This window comes from Bartonella sp. AU55XJBT (assembly GCF_028618525.1).
In genome coordinates this window covers 81,130-107,351 of record NZ_JAQITC010000006.1, presented here as the reverse complement: position 1 = coordinate 107,351, position 26,222 = coordinate 81,130, and the positions used below count along the sequence as shown (strand labels likewise).

At 38.6% G+C, this 26,222-nt stretch carries 22 protein-coding genes; 6 read left to right on the top strand and 16 right to left on the bottom strand.

The window, feature by feature from the left end:
- Window positions 1–356 precede the first annotated feature (356 nt).
- Window positions 357–896 carry an invasion associated locus B family protein gene (locus PVV70_RS04580; RefSeq protein WP_273758115.1) on the top strand — a complete coding sequence of 180 codons (540 nt, stop codon included), beginning with the start codon at window positions 357–359 and terminating at the stop codon, window positions 894–896.
- A gap of 130 nt (window positions 897–1,026) precedes the next feature.
- Window positions 1,027–2,448: a metalloprotease TldD gene (tldD, locus tag PVV70_RS04575; protein ID WP_273758114.1), complete on the top strand. Its 1,422-nt coding sequence runs from the start codon at window positions 1,027–1,029 to the stop codon at window positions 2,446–2,448.
- A gap of 540 nt (window positions 2,449–2,988) precedes the next feature.
- Here tldD and PVV70_RS04570 read toward each other — a convergent pair.
- The 8 genes from PVV70_RS04570 to PVV70_RS04535 form a co-directional block, all read right to left on the bottom strand.
- Complete coding sequence (locus PVV70_RS04570; RefSeq protein WP_273758113.1) at window positions 2,989–4,242, bottom strand: class I SAM-dependent RNA methyltransferase; 1,254 nt, start codon at window positions 4,240–4,242, stop codon at window positions 2,989–2,991.
- A complete protein-coding gene (locus PVV70_RS04565; protein WP_273758112.1) occupies window positions 4,239–4,982 on the bottom strand; it encodes a TlyA family RNA methyltransferase in 744 nt (247 codons plus the stop codon). Before PVV70_RS04565 ends, PVV70_RS04570 begins: the two co-directional genes overlap by 4 nt.
- A gap of 16 nt (window positions 4,983–4,998) precedes the next feature.
- On the bottom strand, window positions 4,999–6,906 hold the full coding sequence (gene dxs, locus PVV70_RS04560) for a 1-deoxy-D-xylulose-5-phosphate synthase (protein ID WP_273758111.1): 1,908 nt from the start codon (window positions 6,904–6,906) through the stop codon (window positions 4,999–5,001).
- Between the two features lie 244 nt (window positions 6,907–7,150).
- Window positions 7,151–7,405 carry an exodeoxyribonuclease VII small subunit gene (locus tag PVV70_RS04555; protein WP_273758110.1) on the bottom strand — a complete coding sequence of 85 codons (255 nt, stop codon included), beginning with the start codon at window positions 7,403–7,405 and terminating at the stop codon, window positions 7,151–7,153.
- A 7-nt stretch (window positions 7,406–7,412) separates the two neighbouring features.
- Window positions 7,413–8,516, bottom strand: coding sequence for a 3,4-dihydroxy-2-butanone-4-phosphate synthase (gene ribB, locus PVV70_RS04550; RefSeq protein ID WP_273758109.1), 1,104 nt, complete (start codon window positions 8,514–8,516; stop codon window positions 7,413–7,415).
- 15 nt (window positions 8,517–8,531) lie between these two features.
- Window positions 8,532–9,620, bottom strand: a complete 1,089-nt coding sequence (gene aroC, locus PVV70_RS04545; RefSeq protein WP_273758108.1) for a chorismate synthase — start codon at window positions 9,618–9,620, stop codon at window positions 8,532–8,534.
- A 145-nt stretch (window positions 9,621–9,765) separates the two neighbouring features.
- Window positions 9,766–10,584 carry an enoyl-ACP reductase FabI gene (gene fabI, locus PVV70_RS04540; protein WP_273758107.1) on the bottom strand — a complete coding sequence of 273 codons (819 nt, stop codon included), beginning with the start codon at window positions 10,582–10,584 and terminating at the stop codon, window positions 9,766–9,768.
- A gap of 128 nt (window positions 10,585–10,712) precedes the next feature.
- Complete coding sequence (locus tag PVV70_RS04535; protein ID WP_273758106.1) at window positions 10,713–11,615, bottom strand: J domain-containing protein; 903 nt, start codon at window positions 11,613–11,615, stop codon at window positions 10,713–10,715.
- A gap of 331 nt (window positions 11,616–11,946) precedes the next feature.
- Here PVV70_RS04535 and pdxH point away from each other — a divergent pair, with 331 nt between their 5' ends.
- The gene (pdxH, locus tag PVV70_RS04530; RefSeq protein WP_273758105.1) at window positions 11,947–12,570 is read left to right on the top strand and encodes a pyridoxamine 5'-phosphate oxidase; all 624 of its coding nucleotides are present in this window, start codon (window positions 11,947–11,949) and stop codon (window positions 12,568–12,570) included.
- A 380-nt stretch (window positions 12,571–12,950) separates the two neighbouring features.
- On the opposite strand, the gene ubiA is transcribed toward pdxH, so the two are convergent.
- Entirely contained in the window at window positions 12,951–13,955 is a 1,005-nt protein-coding gene (gene ubiA / locus PVV70_RS04525; protein WP_273758104.1) for a 4-hydroxybenzoate octaprenyltransferase, read from the bottom strand.
- A 90-nt stretch (window positions 13,956–14,045) separates the two neighbouring features.
- On the opposite strand from ubiA, the gene purD reads away from it, so the two are divergent.
- Window positions 14,046–15,320 (top strand): phosphoribosylamine--glycine ligase, encoded by a 1,275-nt coding sequence (gene purD, locus PVV70_RS04520; RefSeq protein ID WP_273758103.1) that lies wholly within the window; start codon window positions 14,046–14,048, stop codon window positions 15,318–15,320.
- A gap of 875 nt (window positions 15,321–16,195) precedes the next feature.
- On the opposite strand, the gene PVV70_RS04515 is transcribed toward purD, so the two are convergent.
- The 7 genes from PVV70_RS04515 to PVV70_RS04485 form a co-directional block, all read right to left on the bottom strand.
- Window positions 16,196–16,723 (bottom strand): DUF6101 family protein, encoded by a 528-nt coding sequence (locus tag PVV70_RS04515; protein ID WP_273758102.1) that lies wholly within the window; start codon window positions 16,721–16,723, stop codon window positions 16,196–16,198.
- Window positions 16,724–16,866: 143 nt separating this feature from the next.
- Entirely contained in the window at window positions 16,867–18,276 is a 1,410-nt protein-coding gene (locus tag PVV70_RS04510) for an FAD-binding oxidoreductase (RefSeq protein ID WP_273758101.1), read from the bottom strand.
- Between the two features lie 2 nt (window positions 18,277–18,278).
- Window positions 18,279–19,241, bottom strand: coding sequence for an L-threonylcarbamoyladenylate synthase (locus PVV70_RS04505; protein ID WP_273758100.1), 963 nt, complete (start codon window positions 19,239–19,241; stop codon window positions 18,279–18,281).
- Window positions 19,238–19,879: a ribonuclease HII gene (locus PVV70_RS04500; RefSeq protein ID WP_273758140.1), complete on the bottom strand. Its 642-nt coding sequence runs from the start codon at window positions 19,877–19,879 to the stop codon at window positions 19,238–19,240. The genes PVV70_RS04505 and PVV70_RS04500 overlap by 4 nt, the downstream gene beginning before the upstream one ends.
- Window positions 19,880–20,159: 280 nt before the next feature.
- Window positions 20,160–21,068: a 4-(cytidine 5'-diphospho)-2-C-methyl-D-erythritol kinase gene (locus PVV70_RS04495; protein WP_273758099.1), complete on the bottom strand. Its 909-nt coding sequence runs from the start codon at window positions 21,066–21,068 to the stop codon at window positions 20,160–20,162.
- Window positions 21,069–21,310: 242 nt separating this feature from the next.
- Window positions 21,311–22,156 (bottom strand): S49 family peptidase, encoded by an 846-nt coding sequence (locus tag PVV70_RS04490; RefSeq protein WP_273758098.1) that lies wholly within the window; start codon window positions 22,154–22,156, stop codon window positions 21,311–21,313.
- Between the two features lie 189 nt (window positions 22,157–22,345).
- The gene (locus PVV70_RS04485) at window positions 22,346–23,134 is read right to left on the bottom strand and encodes a tRNA1(Val) (adenine(37)-N6)-methyltransferase (protein ID WP_273758097.1); all 789 of its coding nucleotides are present in this window, start codon (window positions 23,132–23,134) and stop codon (window positions 22,346–22,348) included.
- A gap of 259 nt (window positions 23,135–23,393) precedes the next feature.
- On the opposite strand from PVV70_RS04485, the gene PVV70_RS04480 reads away from it, so the two are divergent.
- Complete coding sequence (locus PVV70_RS04480) at window positions 23,394–24,410, top strand: polyprenyl synthetase family protein (protein WP_273758096.1); 1,017 nt, start codon at window positions 23,394–23,396, stop codon at window positions 24,408–24,410.
- A 94-nt stretch (window positions 24,411–24,504) separates the two neighbouring features.
- Window positions 24,505–26,199: a tetratricopeptide repeat protein gene (locus tag PVV70_RS04475; protein ID WP_273758095.1), complete on the top strand. Its 1,695-nt coding sequence runs from the start codon at window positions 24,505–24,507 to the stop codon at window positions 26,197–26,199.
- The last annotated feature ends 23 nt before the right edge of the window (window positions 26,200–26,222 follow it).

Here is a 26,222-nt window from a genome sequence, read left to right as displayed (position 1 = left end):
GAATGACCCATTAAGACCAACCGTATTTTTGAGAAAAGAAAATATGGCATACCCTTCTTGTACCCATCCCCTAAAAATCGATAAAAATATTTGTAACAAAAATACATTTTTTCAATCAACATTTTCTCTTACATGACAAATTTATCATAAAAATGTATCCTACCAAACATCATAAAGCCATGCTGAAAATTTATCTCCTATAAAATGCTCTTTCTGCTCATTTTCCTTTATTTTTTGCATAGAGATGACTATATTTGGTAAATATTGGTTTTGTGTTATAGGTTTTATGTGGGGAATTCATTTTTTATGCAAATCTATGCATGATTGTGTATGTGTTGAATCGGATAGGATTTTCTGTGATACTTTATAAATTATTCAAAAAAACTTTTTTTGTTGGCGCTGTTCTTCACACACTTTTTAGTAGTTTGATCAATCATGCTTTTGCACAAACGCCCTATGCGCAAAATGTCCCCGCACCACAAACCTATGGTGCATGGACAAAGGTTTGTGCTCTCCCACCAGGGACACCTAATATGCAGTGTGAAGTTGTACAAAACGTCCATACACAAGGTCGTCATGATATTACCTTGCGCGTTACATTTTATAAACTTCCTCAAAAGCAAGGTGCTTTAATGCGTGTTTTTGTTCCGATTCGTGTTGAGTTACGTCCTGGCGTTGGAATTAAAATTGACGGTAAAAATATGGGCCGAATGGAATATCGTCGTTGTCTTGGTGATAATTGTGTTGCTGAAGCTTTTCTTAAAGAGGATATATTACAACTCTTTTTAAAAGGAAAAATAGCAACCTATTTTATCTTTACAACCCCTGAGCAAGGAATTGGAGGTCTCGTTGACCTACATGGTCTTGGCGATGCTTATGCAACTTTACCCACATGAATGAAATCAACGCACATGGAAAATCAACGCACATGGGATGATTAAAATCTCCTCATCTATTTTGAGAACGTCTTAAATTAGATCAATAAAAATCTTCTACCCCCCCCCCCAATAAAATAGGATAATTCTTATGAAATCGCTGATTGATCATTTTGATATTGCTTCCCCTAAAGTGCAATCACTTGTACAGGAAACGCTTCATCATGCTGATGATGGCGAACTCTATCTCGAGTATAAAGAAAGTGAAACCCTTTTATTTGATAATGGACAACTTAAAAATGGCTCTTTCCATCAAGATATGGGGTTTGGTCTGCGTGTCGTTGCTGGAGAAGCGACTGGATATGCACATTCGAGTGAATTATCAGCTGTTGCACTCAAACGTGCTTGTGAAGCAGCTAAAGCTGTTACCTATAATAATCACACTGGACCTTATAGCATAGCTCCTCAACAAACAAATAAGAGACTTTATCAACCGCATAATCCTCTTGATGCCCCATCATTTGAAGAAAAAAGTGCTCTTTTGCAAAAAATTGATGCTTATTTAAGGACAAAAAGTGATAAATTGCATCAAGTGACAGTTTCTCTTTCTGGCTCACTACAACACATCGAAATTTTACGTGCAGATGGATATTTGGTTCGGGATATTCGTCCTCTTGTACGGCTTTCTATCTCTGTGGTTGCGGCTGAAGGCAATCGACGTGAAAATGGTTTTTATGGATGTGGAGGGCGACAAGCATTTGACCAATTTATTCGTGAAGACAATTGGAAACAAGCCGCGGATGAAGCCTTACGTATGGCTTTAACAAATTTAGAAGCAGAAGCAGCACCTGCGGGAACATTTGATGTTGTCTTAGCCAATGGATGGCCTGGCGTTATGCTCCATGAAGCCGTAGGTCACGGCTTAGAAGGTGACTTTAACCGCAAAAAAACATCTGCTTTTGCTGGACTTTTAGGACAACAAGTTGCGGCAAAAGGTGTAACAGTTGTTGATGATGGAACCATTCCTCATTGCCGTGGTTCTCTAACTATCGATGATGAGGGGACCCCTTCAGGATATAACGTTCTCATTGAAGATGGAAAACTCGTTGGCTTTATGCAAGATAGGCTTAATGCACGACTTATGGGAGGACAATCAACTGGAAATGGACGGCGTGAATCCTATGCTTATGCCCCAATGCCACGAATGACCAATACAATCATGCTAGGAGGAGATAAAACACCTGAAGAAATCCTTTCTTCCCTTAAAAGTGGTATCTATGCTGTTTCATTTGGTGGAGGACAAGTAGATATTACTTCTGGAAAATTCGTCTTTGAATGTACTGAAGCATACCGAGTAGAAAATGGTAAAATTGGTGCACCCATCAAAGGTGCAACTCTTATTGGAAATGGACCAGATGCTATGAAACGTATCACTATGATTGGAAATGATAGTAAACTGGATAACGGTATTGGTATGTGCGGAAAAGCAGGGCAAAATGTTCCTGTTGGTGTTGGACAGCCTCATCTGCGAATCAATAATATGACAATCGGTGGAACTGCGCTTAAAGAATAAATTTGCTCATTTCTGCCCAATATTGCCTTTCCCGTCTATTCAACCGATTTATGAGAGAGAATATTTTTGATGCAAGGCATTGATTTTAAATATAATATAGCGTCATTCAACTTGAATTAGAACCTTGATACCGTAGGATTCTCTTATTTTAAATCTGTATATGTTGAATCAATAAAAACCATTGTTTTGTACGCTACAAGCGGAGAGAGTCGTGTGGAGTGAAACTGTACAAGAAAGACATGCCTCTCATAAACCGTCTCAAATGCTAAAGGCTGTCACAATATTGGGGGATGGCAAATATAATGATGGTGCCGGCTTGTTCAGATATACCTTTTTTGTAATATGTTCATCTTTTATGTGGGAGTAACACTATCTTTTGTATTTCATAATAAAAAAAGTTTAAAATAAAAACACTGTCTATATTCAGTGCTCTTAATTCAATGAGAAAAAAGTTATTACTATAGATAAATTTTGAAGAGATTTTTATTAATACGAAAGTAAACTTTTTATAAATCTTCATAGCGTTAAAAAAAATTTAGGCTAAAGCTTCCAGCTTTTCTTCTTTTTCTTTTTGCTCAAAACAGCAACAATTTCAACATGGGGTGACCATAAAAATTGATCAATTGGTGTGATTTTTTCTATTGTATATCCCCCTGAAGTAAGAAGAGATAAATCACGTGCAAATGTAGCAGGATTGCACGAAATGGCCACTATACGGGGTATTGTTGCCTTCGCCAGTTCACGGACTTGTTCCTCTGCACCCGCACGAGGAGGATCAAAAACAACACTCTCAAAACACTCAAGTTCCTTTACAGAAAGTGGATGGCGAAAAAGATCGCGTTTTTCACAAGTGACTGTTTTTAAACCTGTTGAAAAACGTGCTGCTGAACTTAAATTTTCTAATGCACTCTCATCATTTTCTATTGCATGAACATTCATCTTTTTTGCCATACGCAAGGTAAATGTTCCTACCCCTGAAAACAAATCAAGAGCATTCTTTGTTTTTTTTAAATGAGTCAAAATAATATTGCCCATTATATTTTCGGCTTCACAGGTCGCTTGAAGAAACCCCCCAGAAGGAAATTCAACACGGACATCTCCAAAGTAAATAACTGGTTTTTCTCGTTCAATCAAAACTTCACCGTCAACAGATAAACGTGTAATCCCATATGAAAGCGCTGCGCTGATCATTTTCTGACGAAGTGATTCATGGTTTACAATGCAACCACTTAAAGCAACATCTAAGCCATTTTCAACGCGTGTTATCGTAACATGAAACCGTTTGGTAGAGCTGCTTAGAAAAGCACAGAGCTCTCTAATATTATGCAATTGAGAAATAAGTTCTGGATGGCTTACTGGACATTCCTCAAGAGCTACAATCTCATGAGAAAGATAACGGTTAAAACCAACTTTTTGACCTTGCGGAGTCATAAATGCCGTTAGAGTTATCCGCCGTCGGCTATAGGGTTTACATTCTATTAAAGGTGCAACCACACTATTAATTCCATAGTTTTTAAGCGCATCAACAACCAATTGTCGTTTCCATACGCGATAAGCATCAGTACGCCAATGCTGAAGAGTACAGCCTCCGCATTCTCCAAAATGCCGACAAAGAGCATCAATGCGTTCTGGTGATTTTTGTTTTAATGCTATATATGTTGCATATTTTCCATGAACAATAATTTCTGCACACTCTCCTGGCAAAGTAAAAGGAACATCAACAAAGCCGTACGGCGTCTTAGCAGCACCATAACCATTTGCTCCTATATGGTCGATTATGACATTGTCACTCACTGTTGCTTTTCTCCGAATAGTAAATATTCTACATTACCATCACCCCCTGTAATGGGGGAAGGAAGTAAATCTTTTGCACACCACCCTGTTTGAGTATTTAACCAGACAAAAAGTTCTTCAGCGGTTTCTTTAGCTCTTGATGGATCTAATACTCCTCCCTTACCAAGGTGTTTACGACCAACCTCAAACTGAGGCTTTACCAGTAAAACAGCTTGGGTTCCCTTTTGGGCTAAAGAAAAAACAGGAGGCAATGCAAGTCTGAGAGAAATAAAGCTAACGTCTGAAACAATAAGATCAATTTCCCGCCCGCCTAAATGTTCCTGTTGAAGGTCTCTAACATTCAAGCCTTCTAATAAGGTTATAGCACTATTGCCCAATAAACGTTTATCAAATTGATGATGTCCAACCTCAACAGCAATGACATGTGCTGCTCCACGCTCTAAGAGAACTTGTGTAAAACCACCTGTTGATGCACCAACATCAATGGCCGTCACTTTATCCGTTACAATTGGAAATGCATCAAGTGCAGCAATCAATTTTAATGCTGCCCGTGAAACATAATTCTGAGCTGGATCACAAACAACAATCTCTGCATCATCAAAAAAAGTTTCCCCCGCTTTAAAAACTCTTTCACCATTAACTTTAACAGTTTGGCGCATGACAGCATCACGTGCGCGGGAACGTGTCGTAAAAAAGTTTCTTTCAACTAAAAGAATATCGAGCCTTTTTCTGGAAGCCATCTCATACTCGAATTTTCTATTCCATTTGAATTTTGCGTCCCAAAGCCATCAATACCGTGTTGACAATACCCACCGCATCAAGCCCAATCATTGAGAGAACTTTTTCTGGTGGACCATGATTCAAATATTCATCAGGAAGTTTTAATGTACGAACTTTCAAACCATGCTCTAAGAGCCCTTCTTGTGCTAAAAATTGTAATAAATGCGCTCCAAATCCACCGATTGCCCCTTCTTCAATTGTCACCAATACTTCATGCTCACGAGCTAAACGACGCATTAAATCCTTATCCAAAGGTTTTGCAAACCGTGCATCTGCAACCGTTGTCGATAACCCTTTAGCCCCCAACCTATCAGCAGCTCGCAACGCTTCTGACATTCGTGTTCCAAAACAAACCAGAGCGATCCTATTTCCTTCACGCAGAATACGCCCTTTTCCAATCTCTAATAATGCACCACGTTGCGGTAAATCTATACCAATACCTTCACCACGTGGATAACGAAAAGAAATGGGCCCCTGATCATAAGCTGCAGCTGTACGCACCATATGCATCAGTTCAAGTTCATCTGAAGGCGCCATAACAACAAACTCAGGAAGCGTAGCTAAAAAAACAATATCAAAACTGCCAGCGTGCGTTGCACCATCTGCCCCCACAAAACCTGCTCTATCAATAGCAAAACGTACCGGTAACTTTTGAATTGATACATCATGAATAATTTGATCATAAGCACGCTGTAAAAAAGTAGAATAAATTGCAACAAAAGGCTTATACCCTTCACAAGCAAGTCCGGCCGCAAAAGTTACTGCATGTTGCTCAGCAATCCCAACATCAAACATCTTTTTAGGAAATTTTTCTGCGAAAGCATCAAGGCCTGTCCCTGTTGGCATCGCTGCCGTTATGCCAACAATCTTATCATCATGGCTGGCTTCTTCTATTAAAGCTTTAGAAAATACCTTGGTATAGGGTAGAATATTACTTGATGCTTTAACCTGTCTTCCTGTTGTGACATCAAAACGGTTAACACCATGATATTTATCAGACGAGGCTTCTGCAGGTGGATATCCCTTTCCCTTATGCGTTACAATATGCACCAAAACAGGACCATGAGGATATTGGCGAACATTTTTTAAAACAGGCAATAAATGCCCCAAATTATGCCCATCTATGGGGCCAACATAATAAAAGCCAAGCTCATCAAATAACGTTCCTCCGACCAAAAGTCCACGCGCAAATTCCTCTGAACGACGTGCTTTATCCAAAAAAAACTTTGGCAATTTTTCGCTCAATATCTTTACGCGTTCACGCAAATGACGATAAGAAGGACGAGATACTAATCGTGCAAGATGCCCACTCATAGCACCTGTAGGCGGTGCGATAGACATATCGTTATCATTTAGAACAACAATCAAGCGTGCATCCAAAGCACCAGCGTTATTCATTGCTTCATAAGCCATGCCCGCAGACATTGCACCATCACCAATGACAGCAATGATATTGCGTCTTGTCTCTGCTTTCAAAGCACTTGCCACCGCCATGCCCAGCCCCGCGGAAATAGAAGTCGACGAATGCCCCGCTCCAAATGAATCGTACACACTTTCTGAACGTTTTGTGAAACCTGATAGCCCCCCCTCTTGACGTAATGTGCGAATTTTTTCTCTACGCCCCGTTAAAATTTTGTGCGGATAGGTTTGATGACCAACATCCCAAATAATCCTATCCTCTGGTGTATTAAAAATATAATGTAACGCAACTGTAAGCTCAACAACACCAAGTCCCGCCCCAAGATGACCACCTGTTACAGAGACCGCATCAATTGTTTCGGTCCGCAACTCATCAGCCAACTGTACCAAATCAGACTCAGGTAATGCCCGCAAATCTTGCGGAAAACAAACACGGTCAAGCAATGGTGTTAAGACCTGAGACAAAAAAATTCCTTCCTATTATCTTAACTCAAGAGAAAGCAACAATAAAAATATATCTTTTCTACTCTTTTATTGAGAGTTTTACATCTTTTTCACTGAAAAAATACTCTTCTCTCTTTGAGATGATTGATGATCTTTCCTATTTTTAACTTATTTTATAAAAAAGAAATCAATAAAATTCACTCTCTATCAATGAAGATTATTGCATTTCTTAAGCCCCACAATAAATATCCCCAAATATTTAATATTATTGAGTGTCAAGCGGCTCTACTCCTTCTGGAGAACCTTCCTGTGAAAGCTGAATTTTTTCAACTTTGGCTTCAGCAACCTTCAAGAGTTTTTCACAATGTTTCTTAAGCGCTTCACCACGTTCATAAATATCAATGGATTGTTCCAAAGGCACATCGCCACGTTCTAAATTTTCAACAATAGCTTCAAGTTGCTTAAGCGCTTGCTCAAAGCTTAAGGCTGTAATATCCCCCTCTTGTATCTCTTTTTTCATATGAACCTCAAAAAATTTCTGTTCTAGATATACGAATTCCAAAACCTTCTAAACCTACATAATGATGCTCTTTAGAAGTATAAACAATAACAGAGCCTATTCCTAAATATTTTAAAATTTGCGATCCTAAACCGATTTTGCGCCATTCTTCTTCGCGTTCAATCGCCTGCAAATGGTTTTCTACACCGTCTCTTGCCATATTTTGAATGCCAATCGTTGATTGTATAACAGATCCTTCACGCAAATAAACAAATACGCCACGTTTTTCTTTTTCCATCATACGCTGCATCATCACCATGATATCTGAAGATTGACAAAAAACGTCATTTAGAATGTTTTCATGATGTAAATGCACAGGGATATCCTCTCCCTCATGAATATCACCAAAAATAATCGCAATATGCTGAACAGCTTCCCAAGGAAGTTGATAACTTTGAATAATAGCAGGACCTACAGGTGTTTCAATCGGCATTTCTCCAACATGCTTGATCAATATTTCTTTACGCTGTCGGTAAGCAATTAAATCTGCAACCGTTATGATATGCAACCGATGTTCTTGTGCAAATTTTATAATCTGATCACCATGTTTAACGCTTCCATCATCATTGACTAACTCACCAATAACACCAACCGGCGGCAAACCAGCTAATTGACATAAATCAACAGCGGCTTCCGTGTGACCTGAACGCATGAGAACCCCCCCTTCATGCGCAATCAGAGGAAAAACATGCCCTGGACAAACAAAATCATCCGCACTTGCATTCGAATTTGCAAGATTACGCACCGCTAATGTACGGTCATGCGCTGAAATCCCTGTTGTTATGCCGTGTTTAAAATCAACAGTAACCGTAAATTGTGTCCCGTGTGCAGAGTTATTATCTCGTACCATAGGAGAAAGATTAAATCGTTGTGCTTCTTTTTTAGGCATAGGTGTACACACAATACCCGTTGTGTGACGAAGAATGAATGCCATCTTTTCTTCTGTACAATGCGCTGCAGCAACTGTTAAATCACCTTCATTTTCACGGTCATTATCATCTGTCACCACAACAATTTCACCGCGTTCAAAAGCTTTAAGCGCAGAAACAATTTTTTCTTCATTATACGCCATTATTCACCTTCTCAATCACCCAACTTGACCGCGATGTCTTAAATAATGGTCAGCAAGTGCACAAGCAACCATTGCTTCACCAACAGGAACAGCCCGAATCCCAACACATGGATCATGACGTCCCTTCGTTATTACGTCTACATCATGACCATCAACATCAATGGAGCGACGAGGCGTTAAAATGGATGACGTAGGTTTTACAGCAAAACGTGCAACAATTGGCTGTCCACTCGATATTCCCCCTAAAATACCACCAGCATGATTGGATAAAAAAAGTGGTTTTCCATCATTCCCCATCCGCATTTCATCGGCATTTTCTTCTCCCCTCAAGCGAGCTGCCGCAAAACCATCACCAATTTCAACCCCTTTTACCGCATTAATTGACATAAGGTATGATGCAATGTCTTGATCAAGTTTTGCGTAAATAGGTGCTCCTAAACCTGCCGGAACATTTTCTGCAACGATCTCAATAACCGCACCAACAGATGTACCATCTTTACGAATTTTACGGATATAATCACTAAAAATTTGAACCATCTCTGCATCAGCTGTAAAAAAAGGATTATTCTCAACCTCTGACCAATCCCAACGATCACGATTAATCTTATGGGGACCAATTGCTACCACAGCTCCTCGTACAACCAAATGAGGAACAACTTTACGAGCCAATGCTCCAGCTGCAACACGCGCTGCTGTCTCGCGTGCTGAAGCACGCCCTCCCCCTCGAAAATCACGAATGCCATATTTAACATCATACGTATAATCTGCATGACCAGGACGATATTGATGAGCAATTTCTCCATAATCTTGAGAGCGTTGATCTGTATTTCGAATCAATAGAGAAATTGGTGTGCCTGTTGTAACGAATGTTACCCCATCTTCCTGAACAATTGCTCCTGAAAGAATTTCTACTTGATCTTGTTCTCGGCGCTGCGTTGTATATTTAGATTGCCCGGGTCTACGCTTATTAAGATAAGCTTGAATTTCTGCACGCGTAAAAATAATTCCGGGTGGGCAACCATCAATGACACAACCAAGAGCAGCACCATGACTTTCACCCCATGTTGTTATACGAAACAAATGACCAAATGTATTATGCGACATGAAAAAAGATCCATTTCTCTGTCAAATATACGCAACGACAACGCATGTTGAGCTTTACACAAAACCGCTCTTTACTTCAAAATATTCTTAGCCGCTTTAAATTTGGTCAAATCACCGCTGTCCAATACGGGTCCTTAAACCAAACTTATTCTTTAACGACGGAAATATCTGGTGCATCAACGGCTTTCATACCGATGATATTATAACCTGAATCGACATGATGAACTTCACCGGTAACAGAACGAGACAAATCCGAAAGAAAATAAAGGGCAGAATCACCTACCTCTTCAATTGATACCGTACGACGTAAGGGAGCATTATATTCATTCCATTTTAGAATATAACGGAAATCACCAATACCTGAAGCTGCTAACGTTTTAATGGGTCCAGCAGATATCGCATTAACACGAATATTTTGGGGACCTAAATCTACCGCTAAATATTTCACGCTCGCCTCAAGAGCTGCTTTGGCAACCCCCATGACATTATAATTGGGAACAACCTTTTCTGCCCCATAATAGGTCAATGTTAAGATTGAACCACCGCCTTGCATTAACTTTTCTGCACGCTTTGCTAGAGCTGTTAGCGAATAAACAGAAATATTCATGGTCATCATAAAATTTGATTCGCTGATGTCAATATAACGACCACTTAATTCATCTTTATCAGAAAAACCAATAGCATGAACTAAAAAATCAAGTTTGCCCCATTTCTTCTCTATGGTTCTAAAGGCCGCATCAATAGAGGCACTGTCAGAAACATCACAATGTCCACAAACAAACCCCTTTAATTCGTCAGCCAAAGGCTCAACACGCTTTTTCATTGCTTCACCCTGATAGGTGAAAGCAAGCTCTGCTCCTGCAGCACTCGCTGCTTTAGCGATTCCCCAAGCGATGGAGCGATTATTGGCCAACCCCAAGATTAAACCACGCTTACCATACAATAAACCATTACCCTTAGCCATCAGCACTGCCCCATTGTTACTTAAAATAATATTATTCATCTGCCTATGACACAGGTCAACTTTTTCTTCAAGTAATTGGTTTAAAATCAAACAAAAACGACGCTTTGTATATATAAAAATTTTAAAAATTAATCCTTTTGCGTTTGCAAAAACTGTTCTAGCGCAGCATTTCCACCCTCCGGCAACATAACACGAACATGCACATAAAGATCATCTCTTGTACCATTTTTCAAACGAAGCCCTTTTCCTTTCAACCGCAAAACGCGATCAGAACTTGACCAAGCAGGTATCGTTAAGACCACACGTCCTTCCAATGTCTCAACTTCTTCTTTTGCTCCCAAAACAGCATGTTTAAGAGAAACTGGTAAATCAAGATGGAGTGCTCTTCCTTCAACCCGAAAACGACGATGTTTTTGAATTTGAATGGTTATCAACGCATCTCCTGCTTGTCCGTGAAGAACCTCTTCTCCCTGACCTTTTAAACGAATAGTTTGCCCATCTTCAATATAATCTGGAAGTTTAATTTTTAACTTTTTTCCATGAGGGAAAACAGCTTCCACTTTTTCTGCACCAACCATCTGCTCTAATGTTATGGTAAGATTAGCGCGAATATGGTCTCCTTGTTGAGGGCGATTATAGTGTGTGGAGTTCGAGAAGCTACCGGCTCCTCCAAACAGATCGCGAAAAATATCACTCGCATCAAAACCTGCCCCCCCTGAAGAGGAAAAATCAAATCCTTTTGCTCTTCCTGAAAAGGGATTTTGTTTATTGCTAAAATTTTCACCAGCACCATAGGCTTGATAAAGCGGTTTGCCTTCTATATCAATTTCACCGCGGTCAAATTGTGCCTTTTTATCTTTATCACCTATAATCTCATAAGCTTGATTAATTTCAGCAAACTTTTCTTTAGCCTTTGCATCATCTTTATTGTGGTCTGGATGATACTTCTTTGCTAATCTTCTAAATGCTGATTTAATCTCTTGCGGTTTTGCGGTACGTGTCACACCCAGAATCGTGTAGGGATCACGCATATTGCCCTCTTTTCAATTTTTTCGTTTTCACAATATCAACGGATATGTTGCTCAATATTCCTCATAGCTTCATCTGTCTATTCTAGAGAATAATTTCTTCTTTCCTTTATATGTCTATCAAGAAAGTAAAATACCAGATAAAATGAGATATTTATTTAATATAGCTCATTGTCTTCTACGCTAAAGACAAAAATAATGAAACCACCATAAAAATACTTGTTAAAAATATATAAAAGCATTGGCTTTTTGAAAATAAGAAAAAATGGTACTTTACTTCTTGATAGAAAAGTAAATGAGAAAATGTCCATGATTCCTGCCATTTGGAGACACTATGAGTGATAAAACACCAATAGACGATCATTTTATGCACATGCAAAAACCTTTTGAACTTTTTGCAAAGTGGCTTGAAGAGGCAACGATAAGCGAAATAAATGATCCGAATGCTATGGCACTCGCGACAGTTGACGAAACAGGACTCCCTAATGTTCGAATGGTTCTCCTTAAAGACTATAGTCCTCAAGGCTTCGTCTTCTATACCAATTATGACAGCTGTAAAGGACAAGAAATTTTAAAATCAATGAAAGCATCCTTAGGGTTTCATTGGAAATCACTCCGTCGTCAAGTTAGAATAAGAGGAATTGTTGAAAAAGTAACTCAGCAAGAAGCCGATACTTATTTCCAATCGCGCCCCCGTAGGAGTCGAATTGGTGCATGGGCATCTAAACAATCTCAACCATTAGAAAATCGTTTTGTACTCGAAAAAGCCATTGCCCAATATACTGCGCGTTATGCTCTAGGCAAAATTCCACGACCACCTTATTGGTCTGGTTTTCGTGTTAAACCCCTTTCTATAGAATTCTGGTGTGATCGTCCATTTCGTTTACATGATCGTCTACTTTTTACCCGCGATTGTGTTGAACACAACAATTGGAAAAGACAAAAACTCTACCCTTAATCCTTCAAGCTTCATCGTTATAAAGTTTTTCCTCACGGTTAAACGATTATTTTCTATTTGCGAAATTCTAAAAAGAGGTGTTTTATTTCATTTCAAGAAGAATTTTATTTTTCTATAAACGTTGGTTGATAATATCCTCCATCGCTTGAAGCTAGATTAGCGACAAACTTATTGAAGAAAAAAACCGCATTCACCAAAACGATGATTTCACTTTTGAACTTCTAGTAAGAGAAACAGTGATATGCAAAGAAAGACTAGAATAATACAATTATCATATATATTTTGATTCTAATGAATACATAGAAAATGCACTTTCAATTAAAAAGTTGTTCATTCCTCTCCCCATCATCACAGAACATATGACTTTACCTAACGTGTTGTTAAACTGCAGGATAAAATATCATCCATAAACCACCACAAACTAAACCAGTAAAAATTACAAAACCAATAAGCGAATTGGATTTGAAAAGCCTGAGGCATTGTGCACTGTCATCGATATCAATGACTTTAATTTGAATAAACATATGGATGCTTGCTAAAAAAATTCCTAAAAAACTCAATGGAGGAACTTTAGCCAAATAAAATGCTAAACTCACGAATACGACAAAACCACCATACAAAAAGACTAAAGCACGCTTAGTTCCTTTACCAAAGAGAAGCGCCGTAGAACCAATACCAACAGTAGCATCATCCTCTTTATCTTGATGTGCGTAGATGGTATCGTATCCTATGGTCCACAAAATTGATCCCACATAAAGTAAAATTGGTGCCCAGCTTAAACTTCCAAACACAACGGCCCACCCCATTAATGCTCCCCAATTAAATGCAATACCTAAAAAAAACTGTGGCCAATAAGTTACGCGTTTCATAAAAGGATAAAATGCAACAGCTATTAAAGACGAAATACCTAGAAAAAAACTAAACCTATTAAATTGTGACAAAACACCTAAACCAACCAAACATTGTACAAGTATAAAAACTTTTGCTTGAAACCGACTCACATGACCTGTCGGTAATGGGCGAGAACGTGTTCTCTCTACCTGAGAATCAATTTTATGGTCAATAAGATCATTCCAAGTACATCCTGCCCCTCGCATAGCAATGGATCCCAGAAAAAAAAGGAAAAGATACCAAATCCAATGAAGAAGCATTGGTAAAAGAGGCTCATATTGCATGTCATAAGAGAGAAAAGCCATTGTTGTTGACCAAAAACAAGGCCACATCAACAATTGCCATCCGATAGGCCGATCCCAACGCGCCAATTGCGCATAAAACCATAAAGAACACGGAAGAAAATTATAGACCCATTGTTTGGCAGAGGCATCCATAACCCGTCCTTGGCTATCATAGGACTGAACATGAGGAATATTTTTATTTTTTTTCATCAAATGATTTACCTTTAGTCTTGCGATAGAGACATTTCATTCTTATGAGAAGAGGATGAGATTAATCATCTTTTATGAGAGGAGCAAGCAATGAATATTCTTCTTATTGGCTCAGGTGGGCGAGAACATGCTTTAGCATGGAAAATAGCGGCATCACCACTGCTCAAAAAGTTATATTGTGCTCCTGGAAATCCTGCAACAGCAGAATTTGGTGAAAATGTTAATTTAGACATTGATAACCACCCCCTTATTATTGCTTTTTGTAAAGCACATTCTATTGATCTTGTGATTGTAGGGCCAGAAGCACCATTGGTTGCAGGTATAACCGACTCTCTTAATAGCGCCAACATCTGTGTATTTGGTCCGACTCAAAAAGCTGCTCAACTAGAAGGTTCAAAAGCCTTTACAAAAGATTTATGTCGTAAGAATAACATTCCTACAGCAAGTTACCAATGTTTTAATGATGCGGCTAAAGCCAAAGCTTACATTCATCAACAAGGTGTTCCCATTGTCATTAAAGCGGATGGCTTAGCAGCTGGCAAAGGTGTCGTGGTTGCAACAACGATAGAAGAAGCATTGAACGCCGTTGATGCCTGCTTCAAAAATGCCTCCTGTGATGCAGGAAACAAAATTGTTATCGAATCTTTTCTTGAAGGTGAAGAAGCAAGCTTCTTTTGTCTTTGTGATGGTAAAATTGCCCTTCCTTTTGGATCTGCTCAAGATCATAAACGTGTGGGTGATGGCGATACTGGAGTAAATACCGGTGGTATGGGGGCTTATTCACCAGCGCCAATCATGACCGAAGAAATGGTGAAACGTACCCTCAAAGAAATTGTTGAACCCGCTTTAAAACGCATGCATGAAATGGGCACTCCCTTTAAAGGCATCCTCTTCGTTGGATTGATGATAACGCAAAAAGGCCCTGAACTCATTGAATTTAACGTACGATTCGGTGATCCTGAATGTCAAGTTTTAATGGTGCGCCTCAAAGACGATATTTTGCCGATTTTTCTTGCTGCAGCTCAAGGAAATCTTGAAAATAAACCTCTTCAGTGGTCTGAAAAAGTTGCTCTCACCGTTGTTATGGCGGCGAATGGTTATCCAGGCTCTCCCCAAAAAGGAACTGTTATCCGTAACGTTGATAAAGTAAACACCCTTCCCGATGTGAAAGTTTTTCACGCTGGTACCGCATTGCGCAATGGAGAACTTATTGCAAATGGTGGACGTGTTCTCAATATAACAGCAACAGGAAAAACGATTACACACGCACAAAAGCGTGCTTATGAAGCCGTTGATTGTATTGATTGGCCAGAAGGCTTTGTTCGTCATGATATCGGATGGCGCGCCATTGCGCGAGAAAACTAAATCCTTTGAATATTTTTTTAAGATTTGATTCTTTCACCTAACAACATGATACACGCATTCTCTTGTTTTTGAGTTTTTCATGACTTTGGAAAAAAACGTGTATATTTTCCTTTAAAAATAAAATACCTAAAAAGAACACACTTCATGCTATTTGCGCACAAAACAATATTCCTCATGCTCTTTCCTCCATTACACGATATTAACCGTGGAGAGTATAAATCGATTTCACCATCTTTATTGAATAAAGACAAAAACTGATATCACCCCGTTGTACCCAACGCCCAATGTTACGATAACCCTTGTTATTTAGGAAATTTATCAGAGAGTTTTTGCTCTGTTTTAATGGTTTTCATCCACATGAGCATCCCCTCCTTGTAACGTGCAAAAAAAAATGATTTATTCTTTTTATAAATCAATAATTTGTTTTATAAATCTGTTCGTGTTTTTTATGATCTAGAAAAAAGCAAAAATTGTACACCGACACAACGGTTTCTATTGTTATGAAAACCGTTTTTATTTCTCTAAAAGAAGCATTTAATATGGCCTTTTAACCGATTCCAGCTGCCCATGTATGCTGTTTAAAAAACTCTCATTCACAATCATTGACTTCTTTTTTGCCTAAAAGAACGAAGACTCATACCAAATCTCGTCTGTAAATAATATGGATTCTTATTGGGTGGATTGCCTTTGATTTCCACTCATATGCTTCACTTATACAAAGACAGACAGGAAAACTTAAGAATATTTACCTCATCCTTTTAAAAATACTTCATATGTAAAGCTTACAAGCCTCACATCACCACCCTAAACAACGATGTTGTATAGCGTAACAAGATCGATGCTTATGGTCGCATAAAAATGAATGCATATGAATGTTACTGGAGTGCCACTCGATTCGCAATCACCAAACGCAAGCCTAACGGATTGCTATAACGAAGTAAAAAACGCTTTTGTTTAGAAAGCCTTGTTGTATAAAAAAACCGATGTAAATCAGAACGATCTTTTACAGTCACAATACGATTATCTTCATTAACCATAAGCATGGGAAGGCCATAAGTATCCGCCCATAATCGCCAATCCAGAAGAACATTATTCAAATCTCTAGAAACCAAAAGTGGAATACAAGATTCTTCATCTGCATGAAATAATTCTAATGCAACAGCTCTTTCTCCTGAACGTGTTTTTACAGTACGTGCCGCAATTCCTTTGAAATGATAAGGAGGTACTAAATGCGATAAGCTTGAAGGTTTATCCGTTTTAAAAAAAACACCGCGTTCATTTAACGAACAAATGACCTTATTACCCGTTTTAGATGAAAAATACGTTGTCGTTTGTGGCAAATGGCACGGATCCAACCGAAATTCAAGCACCGCTTTTGCCTGATTAAAGCATTGATTAGCCATATACAGTGTCCCAATTTATCTTAAATAACATACACCTTTTAGCAACTTTTCCTCATTGGATTATTAAAAGTTTGAATAAAAAACAACTTGTTTCTTTTTTGGTTATTAAAACCTAAACAAAAATATAGATCAGCATTCTTGAATTATAATACTTTTCTAGGATTCATGATCCCCAAAGGATCGAGTGTTTTTTTTATCCCTCGCATAATATCCAATGCGACAGGCGATTTAAAAGAACGAAGTTCTTCTCGCTTAAGCTGACCAATTCCATGCTCAGCAGAAAATGCACCTTGATAGTCCATCACTAACCTATGAATACGATGGTTCATTTTTGACCATAACTGCAAGAATACTGTCATATCAGCGCCTATTGGTTGTGTAACATTATAATGCAAATTTCCATCCCCCATATGTCCAAAACAAACCACTCTTGCCCCTGGAGCGATATCTTCAACAATAAGTGCTGCTTCAGCAATAAAATCAGGAATGGAAGCAAGTGGTACTGCAATATCGTGCTTAATCGATCCTCCCGCTAACTTCTGTGCTGGTGATATAGCTTCACGCAATTGACAGAAAAAATCTTGCTGTTTTAAAGATTGTGCAACAATCGCATCTTCTATCACCGCCTTTTTTAAGGCTTTTTCTAAAATAATACTCAACACGGATAATGCTTCATCATTGCCTTGCAACGATGAAATATTCATTAATACATACCATTCATGTTTTTGCTCAAAAGGAGACTTCACACACATCTTATAATCTAAAGCCATTTGAAAACTGAGATTTCCCATGAGCTCAAAACCCGTCACCATCCCTCCTCCATATTCTTGAGCCAGAGATAAAAACTCTAGAGCCTTTTCTGGACTATGTAACCCCACCAAAGAAACGGCTTTTCCTTTTATTTTTGGAAAAATCTTCAAAACGGCCGCGGTTATAACGCCTAATGTACCTTCTGCACCAATAAAAAGATTTTTTAAATCGTAACCGCTATTATCTTTTTTAACAAAGCGCAAATCATCCAAAAGGCGACCGTCCGGTAAAACAACTTCTAAACCAAGACAAAGATCACGCATATTGCCATAGGCTAAAACAGCAGTTCCTCCAGCATTCGAAGAAAGATTTCCCCCTATTTGGCAAGAACCTTCAGATGCCAAAGAAAGAGGGAAAAAACGACCTGATTCATCTACTTTTTTTTGTAAATCCTGTAAAATCACACCAGCTTCTACAACAGCAAAATTCCCCTCAAGATTTATCGCTCTCATCTTATTTAACCGCTCCATAGATAAAAGAACGCTCTCTCCTCTTTCATCTGGTTGTTGCCCCCCCACAAGCCCTGTGTTTCCACCCTGAGGTACGATTGGTGTGCGTGTTTGGCTCGCTAACTGCATAATCAACGAGATTTCTTGCGGTGAAGATGGACGTAAAAGTAAGGGTGTTCTGCCATGAAAAATCCCTCGCTCTTCAAGCAAATACGGTGCAATCAATGCCTGATCTGTTATAGCATGCTTGGCACCAACAATTTCTCTAAACCTCTCAATTAATTCCTGCTCCATGTTCATTTCTCCCTTGGAGCTGCAGCCCTTATAAGACGATCATTGATAGCCTCCCCTAATCCATATGATGGAATAGGTTCTACTGCAATACATCTCACTTTAAATGAATCCAATTCCTTCATGTATTGAAATAAATGAGAAGCTGCCTCTTCTAACTTTCCTTCTTCGCTAAGGTTTAAAATAAAAACTGCATTTTCAGCTCCCATAACGCGCTTTGGGCCAAATGCTAAAAGCGCTTCACCATTTTCCACCTTTTCTATATTCAAACGAATCGCAGCATTGGGAGCATAATGTGACTTTAACATCCCTGGAGCTTCAATCGCCGCCCTTTGATCTCTCCGTTTTAAAGACTTCCCCACAACTTTTTCAATTTTATCAGCTGCAAGCCCCCCTGGACGCAAAAGATAAATATTTTCACCACAAATCTTAATAATCGTTGATTCAAGCCCTATTTTAGCAGGTCCTCCGTCTAATATCAAAGGAACAGATTCCCCCAAAGATGCAAAAACAGCCTCAGCCGAAGTAGGACTAAGACGCCCCGATTGATTCGCACTAGGAGCAGCAAGTGGACGGCCAAAACATTGAACAATTTCCGCAAAACGACTGTCTGGAAAACGAATAGCTAATGTATTTAAACCAGCAGTCGTTAAGGGATGGATATCATGTTGTGTTTTTAAGGGTAAAACAAATGTCAAAGGACCTGGCCAAAACGCTTCCATGAGTTGGCGTGAAAGAAAATCAATTTCAACATAGCGCTCCGCCATTTCAATACCGTTGACATGCGCAATAAGAGGGTTAAATTGCGGACGCTTTTTTGTAGAAAAAATAGAAGAAAGTGCCCTTCCATTGGTTGCATCGCCCGCTAATCCATAAACAGTTTCCGTTGGTAATGCTACTAACCTTCCTTGTTCAAGAAGCGCTATTGCTTCTTTTATCGAAACGCTATTAAGTGGTCGAATCGTCATAACACATCATTCCTATAACGCTCTTTGAGTGGCGCAAAACTATAACGATGTAATCCTACAATTGGCCCCTTTTTATCAAGAGCTGTACGATGAGCTAGCGTTGCATACCCTACATGCTTCTCGAAACCATATCCTTTATAAACTTGTCCAGCACATTCCATCATCCGATCACGTGTTACTTTCGCAATAATAGATGCGGCTGCAATTGAAACCGAACGCTGATCACCCTTAATTAATGCCGTTGCGGGACAGGAGAGCTGAGAGGGAATATCACGTCCATCAACAAGGATATAGTGAACTGGAACAGCTAGCCCTGTAATACAGCGCCGCATTGCTTCCAAAGTTGCTTTTCTAATATCAGTCTGATCAATTGTAAGGGCGCAAAGACTAGAGACTGAAACCGCTAATGCACTTTGCAAGATTTCATGATAAAGTTTACTACGTTGAAGGAAAGAAAGCTTTTTTGAATCATTCAACCCATCAGGAATATGATTTTTATCCAAGATAACTGCTGCCGTTACCACAGGTCCAGCGAGAGGTCCCCGTCCTACTTCATCAACCCCAGCTATATGCAAAAAACCTTGGTTTTGCAAATCCAATTCATATGAAAAGTTTGGCTGAAGCGGCAAATTAAACATCTTTAATAAATCACAAATACAACAAACACCCACCTATTCCTGTAACCTGCTTATTTATTGCAAGCATTACAGTTTTAAATAGCTCTTTAAATATTGCATGAATTCTTGCACAAAAGATAGAAATAAAATGTGAAATGAAAGAATATCCTAACGTCCATTTTCTCTTCTAAAAGCTTATTCTAGTATGTATTTATTTCATCCAGAAAACAAAAAATAGATTTTTTTAGCCCCCTCTTCATTATGTATAATAGAATCAGGGTAAAATAGAAGTTTTTATTTCTCAAATCGTTCCCAAAGTCATGATCGGTTTTACAAACCAATTTGGGTGCATTGATTTGATAAAAAGAGCTGCCTGTTGTGCTGCTTGTTGATTTTTAAAAATACCAAAACAAGTTGCCCCCGTTCCAGACATACGAGAAAAAAGAGAGCCACATTCATCTAATATAGATAACACTTGTGTTAATTGAGGTGCCATTTTTAAAGCAGAGACAAAAAGATCATTACGCGTTTCTTGTAAAGCTTCAACCAATGAATCAACGCTCTTTAAAGCAACTGGATCAATTTTTAAAGAAGGATGATGGCGCTTATCTAACGCTTTAAAAACAGCTTGTGTTGAAATCTCCTGTCCATGATTAACCAATACTATCGCAAGAGAACAAGCTTCCTTTAGTCGTATAATCTCTTGACCAATCCCTTTAACTAAAAGTGGCTGCTGATATTCCAATGCAAAAAGACACATGGGAACATCAGCACCAAGAACTAAACTCATTTTTGCTAATTTTTCACAAGAACAATCAAGATTCCACTGTTGACGCAATATACTGAGAACTCCTGCGGCATCGCCTGAGCCACCACCAATGCCTGAAGCAATAGGGAGCATTTTTACAAGGCGAAAAAAAGCAGGTTGAGCCCTTTCAGGAAAAGTTTTACGCATAAAATCCTGTGCGCGAATAACCAAATTATCTGAATGAGATACAAGTTCTTTTGCAAACGGTCCCGTTAAAACAAACTGGTCACTTTCACACGGCGCATAGTGTAGATAATCACCGCTAAGACTAAAATAAACCAAACTTTCTATTAAATGATAACCATCAGCACGTTGTCCTACAACATGCAGAGCTAAATTCAATTTAATGGGTGTAAACACATAAGAATGTCTTTGGAATGAAACTTGTACATCCGATGTCATATGACGTAATATTCATTTTTACAGGAATCTTTTACAACTCTCCCCCTTTTATTCATACTTTTAGCACCTGCCCTATAAATCGTTCGAAATATTCTTAATTTTTTTCTAAACAAACAATAAATATTATGAAGAACTCTCATACAAAATAAACACCATGTTCTCATTCGTATCATTTCAAGCCTTTTTTCTTCTAACATCTGTTTTTAGATAAAAATCCCTTTTGCTTGAATGATCTTTTTCCATCATAAACCATAATGCTGCCAAAGTGCCCGCTCTTCTGCGGCCATCAAAGCACTGTCAACAGCCGTATAAACTGCATGTGCCGTCACTCCTGAAGGCGTTTTAAACCCTAAAAAACTTTTTGGAGGTGTAATAAGTCGAATTTTTGCATCATTACCAAAGCGTTCCTTAATAACAGAGCGTACATCATTCAACCCGTCAATCAGACCAAGTTCAACGCCTTTCTTTCCACTCCAAAACATTCCTGTAAAAATATCTGGATCATTTGATAACTTCGCTGCACGCCGTTCTTTCACCAAATCAATAAAAGTTTGATGAACTTCAAGTTGGAGAGATTTCAAATGCTCAATATCAGCTTTTTTTTCAGGCTGAAATGGATCTAGTGTAACCTTATTCTTTCCTGCTGTGTAAACGCGTCGTTCCACACCAATTTTCTTCAAAAGCTCCGGAAAACCAAAGGAAGCTGAAACCACCCCAATGGAACCAACAATCGAAGAAGGATCTGCAAAAATTTCATCTCCCGCACAAGCAATCATATAACCACCAGATGCTGCGATATCTTCAATAAACACAAGAACTTTTTTATTGTTTTCTTCTGCTAAATCGCGGATACGCTTGAAAATAAAACGTGATTGCACTGGAGAGCCACCAGGAGAATTAATAACAATTGCAACAGCCGGTGCTTTTTTGTACGCAAAAGCCTTTTCTAAAAGATTAGCACATCTACTGAGGGAAAGCGTACGAGATATAGACGATGAATCCATAATTGCCCCTTTAAGGCGAACAACAGGAATTTCAAATTTATTAGAAGAAAAACGGCGTGGAATAAGATTTTTTAAAATATCCATCAAAACAAAATCTCCTTAATTTAAGAACAATTAAATAGGCAAGGACACAAAAAAGGCAGAACGCGATACCATCCAAAAGCGCCAATCAATCCCCACATAAAAACCAGAAATATAACTTCACCCAAAGATAAGCCTCCTTAACAACAAAGTTTAGACTTTAAATAATAAACTGAAAAACACAAGAGAACATTACAAAAGTTCCCACAAACTTATACATCCATTATTGATTACATCAATCCGTGGTGAAAAAGCATGCCCTTCACCTTCATGTATAACCAACGCTGGTAAAATCGATAAAGCTGCTCTGCTCCCCCGTTTTGCGTAAAATAAAAGACGAATTGCCGGAGTTGACGCACGTGCATGAATGGGAATGATACAGATACTCCCAAAGCGGCCTTCTAGAGTATGTAAGATATCCCTTAGTGACTGTGGACGCGCAATGAGCCCTAAATATCCACTTGGTTTAACGATGGCTGCTGCACTTCGAAACCAATGATCAAACATCGCTTCAGGCATAACATGTGCATCAGACTTCTGTTCATCAGGTGTTTTGCGATCCACAGGATTGTTAAAAGGCGGATTCATAATGGCAAAATCAAAGCTATTATCTATCAGACCTGCTTTTACACGAGCATTCCCTTTGAGACTAACATCTGCTTTTAATAAACAAACTCGCTCAGCAAGTTTTTCATTTTGCTTTAGCATAAGTGTTTTTTGTGCATAAGATACCATAAAAGATGAGCGTTCAACCAATGTAACATGAACTTGTGAACAACGCGAAGCAACAGCCAACCCTGCTGCTCCAGCTCCCGCCCCTAAATCAACAACCTTTCCCTTTAAATCAGTGGGAACCAAGCTGGCTAATAACATAGCATCCATTCCAGAACGATGACCATGTTTATGGGGTTGAACCAAATAAAATTTCCCGCGGTGAAAACTGTCTATTGTTTCATCACTCTGATTCGTTGTTTTATCCATTTAAAAGCCTAATATTCATTATAAACTGAACTTTTCTTATCAATGACGCCTTAAATAAAGCTGTTGCAATTTTTTTCCTTACCCCTCATAGAAACAATATTATACAAGCTTTTAAAATATACTCTTGCACAGATCATTCAAAGTTTGCACTTCAAAGCAACATCAAAGGCTTGAGTCAAAACAAAACCCCCTTTATGCTAATATTTAAGAAAATAGAATTCATAGATGTCCATTGCAATACTCTGGGAGTCAACATATTGTGAGTGTAGCCACAAAACTAGATCAAACACAAAATAATCAAACATCCCTCCAATCTCTCATTCGTCTCACAAAAGATGATATGGAGCGCGTCAATCAATTTATTCTCTCTATGGCAAAATCAGAAGTTGAAATGATCCCTGAAATTTCCAATCATCTTATTTCATCAGGAGGAAAGCGGTTACGCCCAATGATCACATTAGCTGCCGCTCATATGTTCGGCTATCAATATGACGGGCATATAAGACTTGCAACAGCCGTTGAATTTATGCACACAGCGACTTTGTTACACGATGATGTGATTGATGAAAGTGATTTACGACGCGGAAAATCTACAGCACGAATGATTTGGGGAAATCAAGCAAGTGTCCTTGTTGGAGATTTCCTATTAGGACAAGCTTTTAAAATGATGGTTGATGTTGGCTCTATAGAAGCGCTCTCTGTCTTAGCAAACGCTGCTGCAATTATTGCTGAAGGAGAAGTTATGCAACTTTCTGCCGCAAAAAATATCAAAACCAGCCCTTCAGACTATCTGAAAATCATCAATGCAAAAACAGCGGCACTTTTTTCGGCAGCTGCTGAAGTAGGTCCCATTGTTGCTGGTTATGGAAATAAAGAGCGTTCTGCATTACGGGACTATGGAACATCTTTAGGATTGGCTTTCCAATTGATTGATGATGCACTTGACTATAGCGGTAGTGCTCAAAATTTAGGAAAAAATATAGGGGACGATTTTAGGGAAGGAAAGATCACAATGCCTGTAATTCTCGCATATGAGCGTGGGAATATGGGTGAAAAAGCTTTCTGGAAAGAAGCACTTGAAGATGGCAATAGCAATGACGAAGCCTTTGCACACGCGCAATACTTAATGGAGAAATATAATAGTATCACAGATACCATAGAACAAGCACGCATCTATGGAAAACAGGCAATTAATGCTCTTATTCCTATGAATAAAAATCTTGCTTACAATGCTCTCGTTGAAACTGTTGAGTTTTGCATTGCGCGCGTAAACTGATTCTTTGCAAGAATCGCAGTATTTCTTAAAAAAGTAATGAGATATGATTTATAAACGACACAATCGATTGATTATCTTAAAAAGGATTAGCTCCATGTGCTCTGCAACGGTATCCCGACTTTTTACCTTCTTTATTGTGGGTATTATGCTGATGCCATCCCCTACCTACAGTAAAATAAGCACGGCGACTCATACAAGTTCATTTACAGGTGCTTATTTAGCTGGAAGGGTTGCAAATCATGAAAATAAAATAGATCTTGCGATCAATTATTTTAAACAGGCACTCGTTTATCAACCTGATAACATCGAAACACAAAAAGAGCTCCTCGAAGCTATGCTATCGGTTGGAGACTTTAAAGAAGCTGTACAACAAGCTAAAAAACTCAAAGAGCAAAATGTTATAACTCCCTTTGTTTCCTTGACGTTATCAATAGAAAGTCTCATCAAAAAAGACTATAAGGATGCCAAGCTTCTTCTACAATTGAAAGAACCTCCCACAGCCAATAACCCAATACCTGAACTCATCGGTGCTTGGATTACATTTGGATCTGGACAAAAATCTCAAGCAATTGCTGATCTTAAGAAGCTCAAAGGTCCTGTCTGGTATGAGCTTTTTATATCTTATCATCTAGCACTTATGAGCGACCTTGCAGAACGACCACAGGCTGCAAAAAAATATTTTATTAAAGCATTGAATAACAAACAGGGCACTCTTATCGCTCCTAATACCTATGAACGTATTATTACAGCCTATGCCTCATTCCAATTGCGCCATAATATGCATAACCAAGCTCTTCAGACAATCCAGCATGGCGAACAAATGTTGTCAGCTCGAGAGGTTTTCAAAAACTTTCGAGAAAAAATTGAAAAAAATACTTTCTTAGAAAGGTTGATTAAAACACCTCAACAAGGAGCAGCCGAGGTGTTGTATAATTTTGGAACAGCCCTCAACCACAAAAACTCAGGACGCATTGCACGTATTTTCAAACAATTATCTTTCGCCTTATATCCTCAAAATGACGCAACACTGTTTCAGCTCGCACATATTTCTGCTAAATTGGATGATCCTCATCAAGCCATCAAACTTTATCGCGCTTTATCCCCTAAATCTCCTTATTATAAAGATGGACAAATTCATCTTGCATTCCTTCTTGCCAATAACAACAATTATAAAGAAGCAATAAAACTACTGACATTGTTAAATAAAAAATTTCCTAATGATCGTAACATTTTGATAACGCTCGTTGCTTTTTATATGCAGGATCATAAATTTCTTGAGGCGACTCAAACTCTAGACTACGCTATTGCTCAGATAAAGAACTTTCAGCAGGACGATTGGAAACTTTTTTATCAACGTGGTATTGCTTTTGAACGTTTAAAACAGTGGGCAAAAGCAGAAATTAATTTGCGAAAAGCCCTTGAATTTTTTCCAAACCAACCGCAGGTTCTAAACTATTTAGCTTATTCGCTTGTAGAACGAGGTGAGAAGCTTGAAGAATCACTCCATATGCTGCAAAAAGCTTCTGCTTTGCAAGCACACAACAGTCATATTCTTGATTCTTTAGGATGGGCTTATTATAAACTAAAAGAATACAACAAAGCAGTCCAAATATTGGAAAATGCTGTCAGGTTACAACCTGAGGATCCAACATTGAATGATCATTTAGGGGATGCCTATTGGAAAGTTGGACGTAAACGTGAAGCAATATTTCAATGGAATCACGCAATTGACGGAAAACCAGAAAATTCTAAACAAATTCAAGAAAAATTGAAATTTGGTTTGCAATAAACAATGCTTAACCGTAAACCACA

Bases quoted from the DNA above. Each gene is read 5' to 3' on its own strand.
- tldD (WP_273758114.1), top strand. From the start codon at position 1,027: ATGAAATCGCTGATTGATCATTTTGATATTGCTTCCCCTAAAGTGCAA.
- PVV70_RS04565 (WP_273758112.1), bottom strand. From the start codon at position 4,982: ATGGCTTCCAGAAAAAGGCTCGATATTCTTTTAGTTGAAAGAAACTTT.
- PVV70_RS04555 (WP_273758110.1), bottom strand. From the start codon at position 7,405: ATGAAAAAAGAGATACAAGAGGGGGATATTACAGCCTTAAGCTTTGAG.
- ribB (WP_273758109.1), bottom strand. From the start codon at position 8,516: ATGGCGTATAATGAAGAAAAAATTGTTTCTGCGCTTAAAGCTTTTGAA.
- aroC (WP_273758108.1), bottom strand. From the start codon at position 9,620: ATGTCGCATAATACATTTGGTCATTTGTTTCGTATAACAACATGGGGT.
- fabI (WP_273758107.1), bottom strand. From the start codon at position 10,584: ATGGCTAAGGGTAATGGTTTATTGTATGGTAAGCGTGGTTTAATCTTG.
- PVV70_RS04535 (WP_273758106.1), bottom strand. From the start codon at position 11,615: ATGCGTGATCCCTACACGATTCTGGGTGTGACACGTACCGCAAAACCG.
- pdxH (WP_273758105.1), top strand. From the start codon at position 11,947: ATGAGTGATAAAACACCAATAGACGATCATTTTATGCACATGCAAAAA.
- ubiA (WP_273758104.1), bottom strand. From the start codon at position 13,955: ATGAAAAAAAATAAAAATATTCCTCATGTTCAGTCCTATGATAGCCAA.
- purD (WP_273758103.1), top strand. From the start codon at position 14,046: ATGAATATTCTTCTTATTGGCTCAGGTGGGCGAGAACATGCTTTAGCA.
- PVV70_RS04515 (WP_273758102.1), bottom strand. From the start codon at position 16,723: ATGGCTAATCAATGCTTTAATCAGGCAAAAGCGGTGCTTGAATTTCGG.
- PVV70_RS04510 (WP_273758101.1), bottom strand. From the start codon at position 18,276: ATGGAGCAGGAATTAATTGAGAGGTTTAGAGAAATTGTTGGTGCCAAG.
- PVV70_RS04505 (WP_273758100.1), bottom strand. From the start codon at position 19,241: ATGACGATTCGACCACTTAATAGCGTTTCGATAAAAGAAGCAATAGCG.
- PVV70_RS04500 (WP_273758140.1), bottom strand. From the start codon at position 19,879: ATGTTTAATTTGCCGCTTCAGCCAAACTTTTCATATGAATTGGATTTG.
- PVV70_RS04495 (WP_273758099.1), bottom strand. From the start codon at position 21,068: ATGACATCGGATGTACAAGTTTCATTCCAAAGACATTCTTATGTGTTT.
- PVV70_RS04490 (WP_273758098.1), bottom strand. From the start codon at position 22,156: ATGGATATTTTAAAAAATCTTATTCCACGCCGTTTTTCTTCTAATAAA.
- PVV70_RS04485 (WP_273758097.1), bottom strand. From the start codon at position 23,134: ATGGATAAAACAACGAATCAGAGTGATGAAACAATAGACAGTTTTCAC.
- PVV70_RS04475 (WP_273758095.1), top strand. From the start codon at position 24,505: ATGTGCTCTGCAACGGTATCCCGACTTTTTACCTTCTTTATTGTGGGT.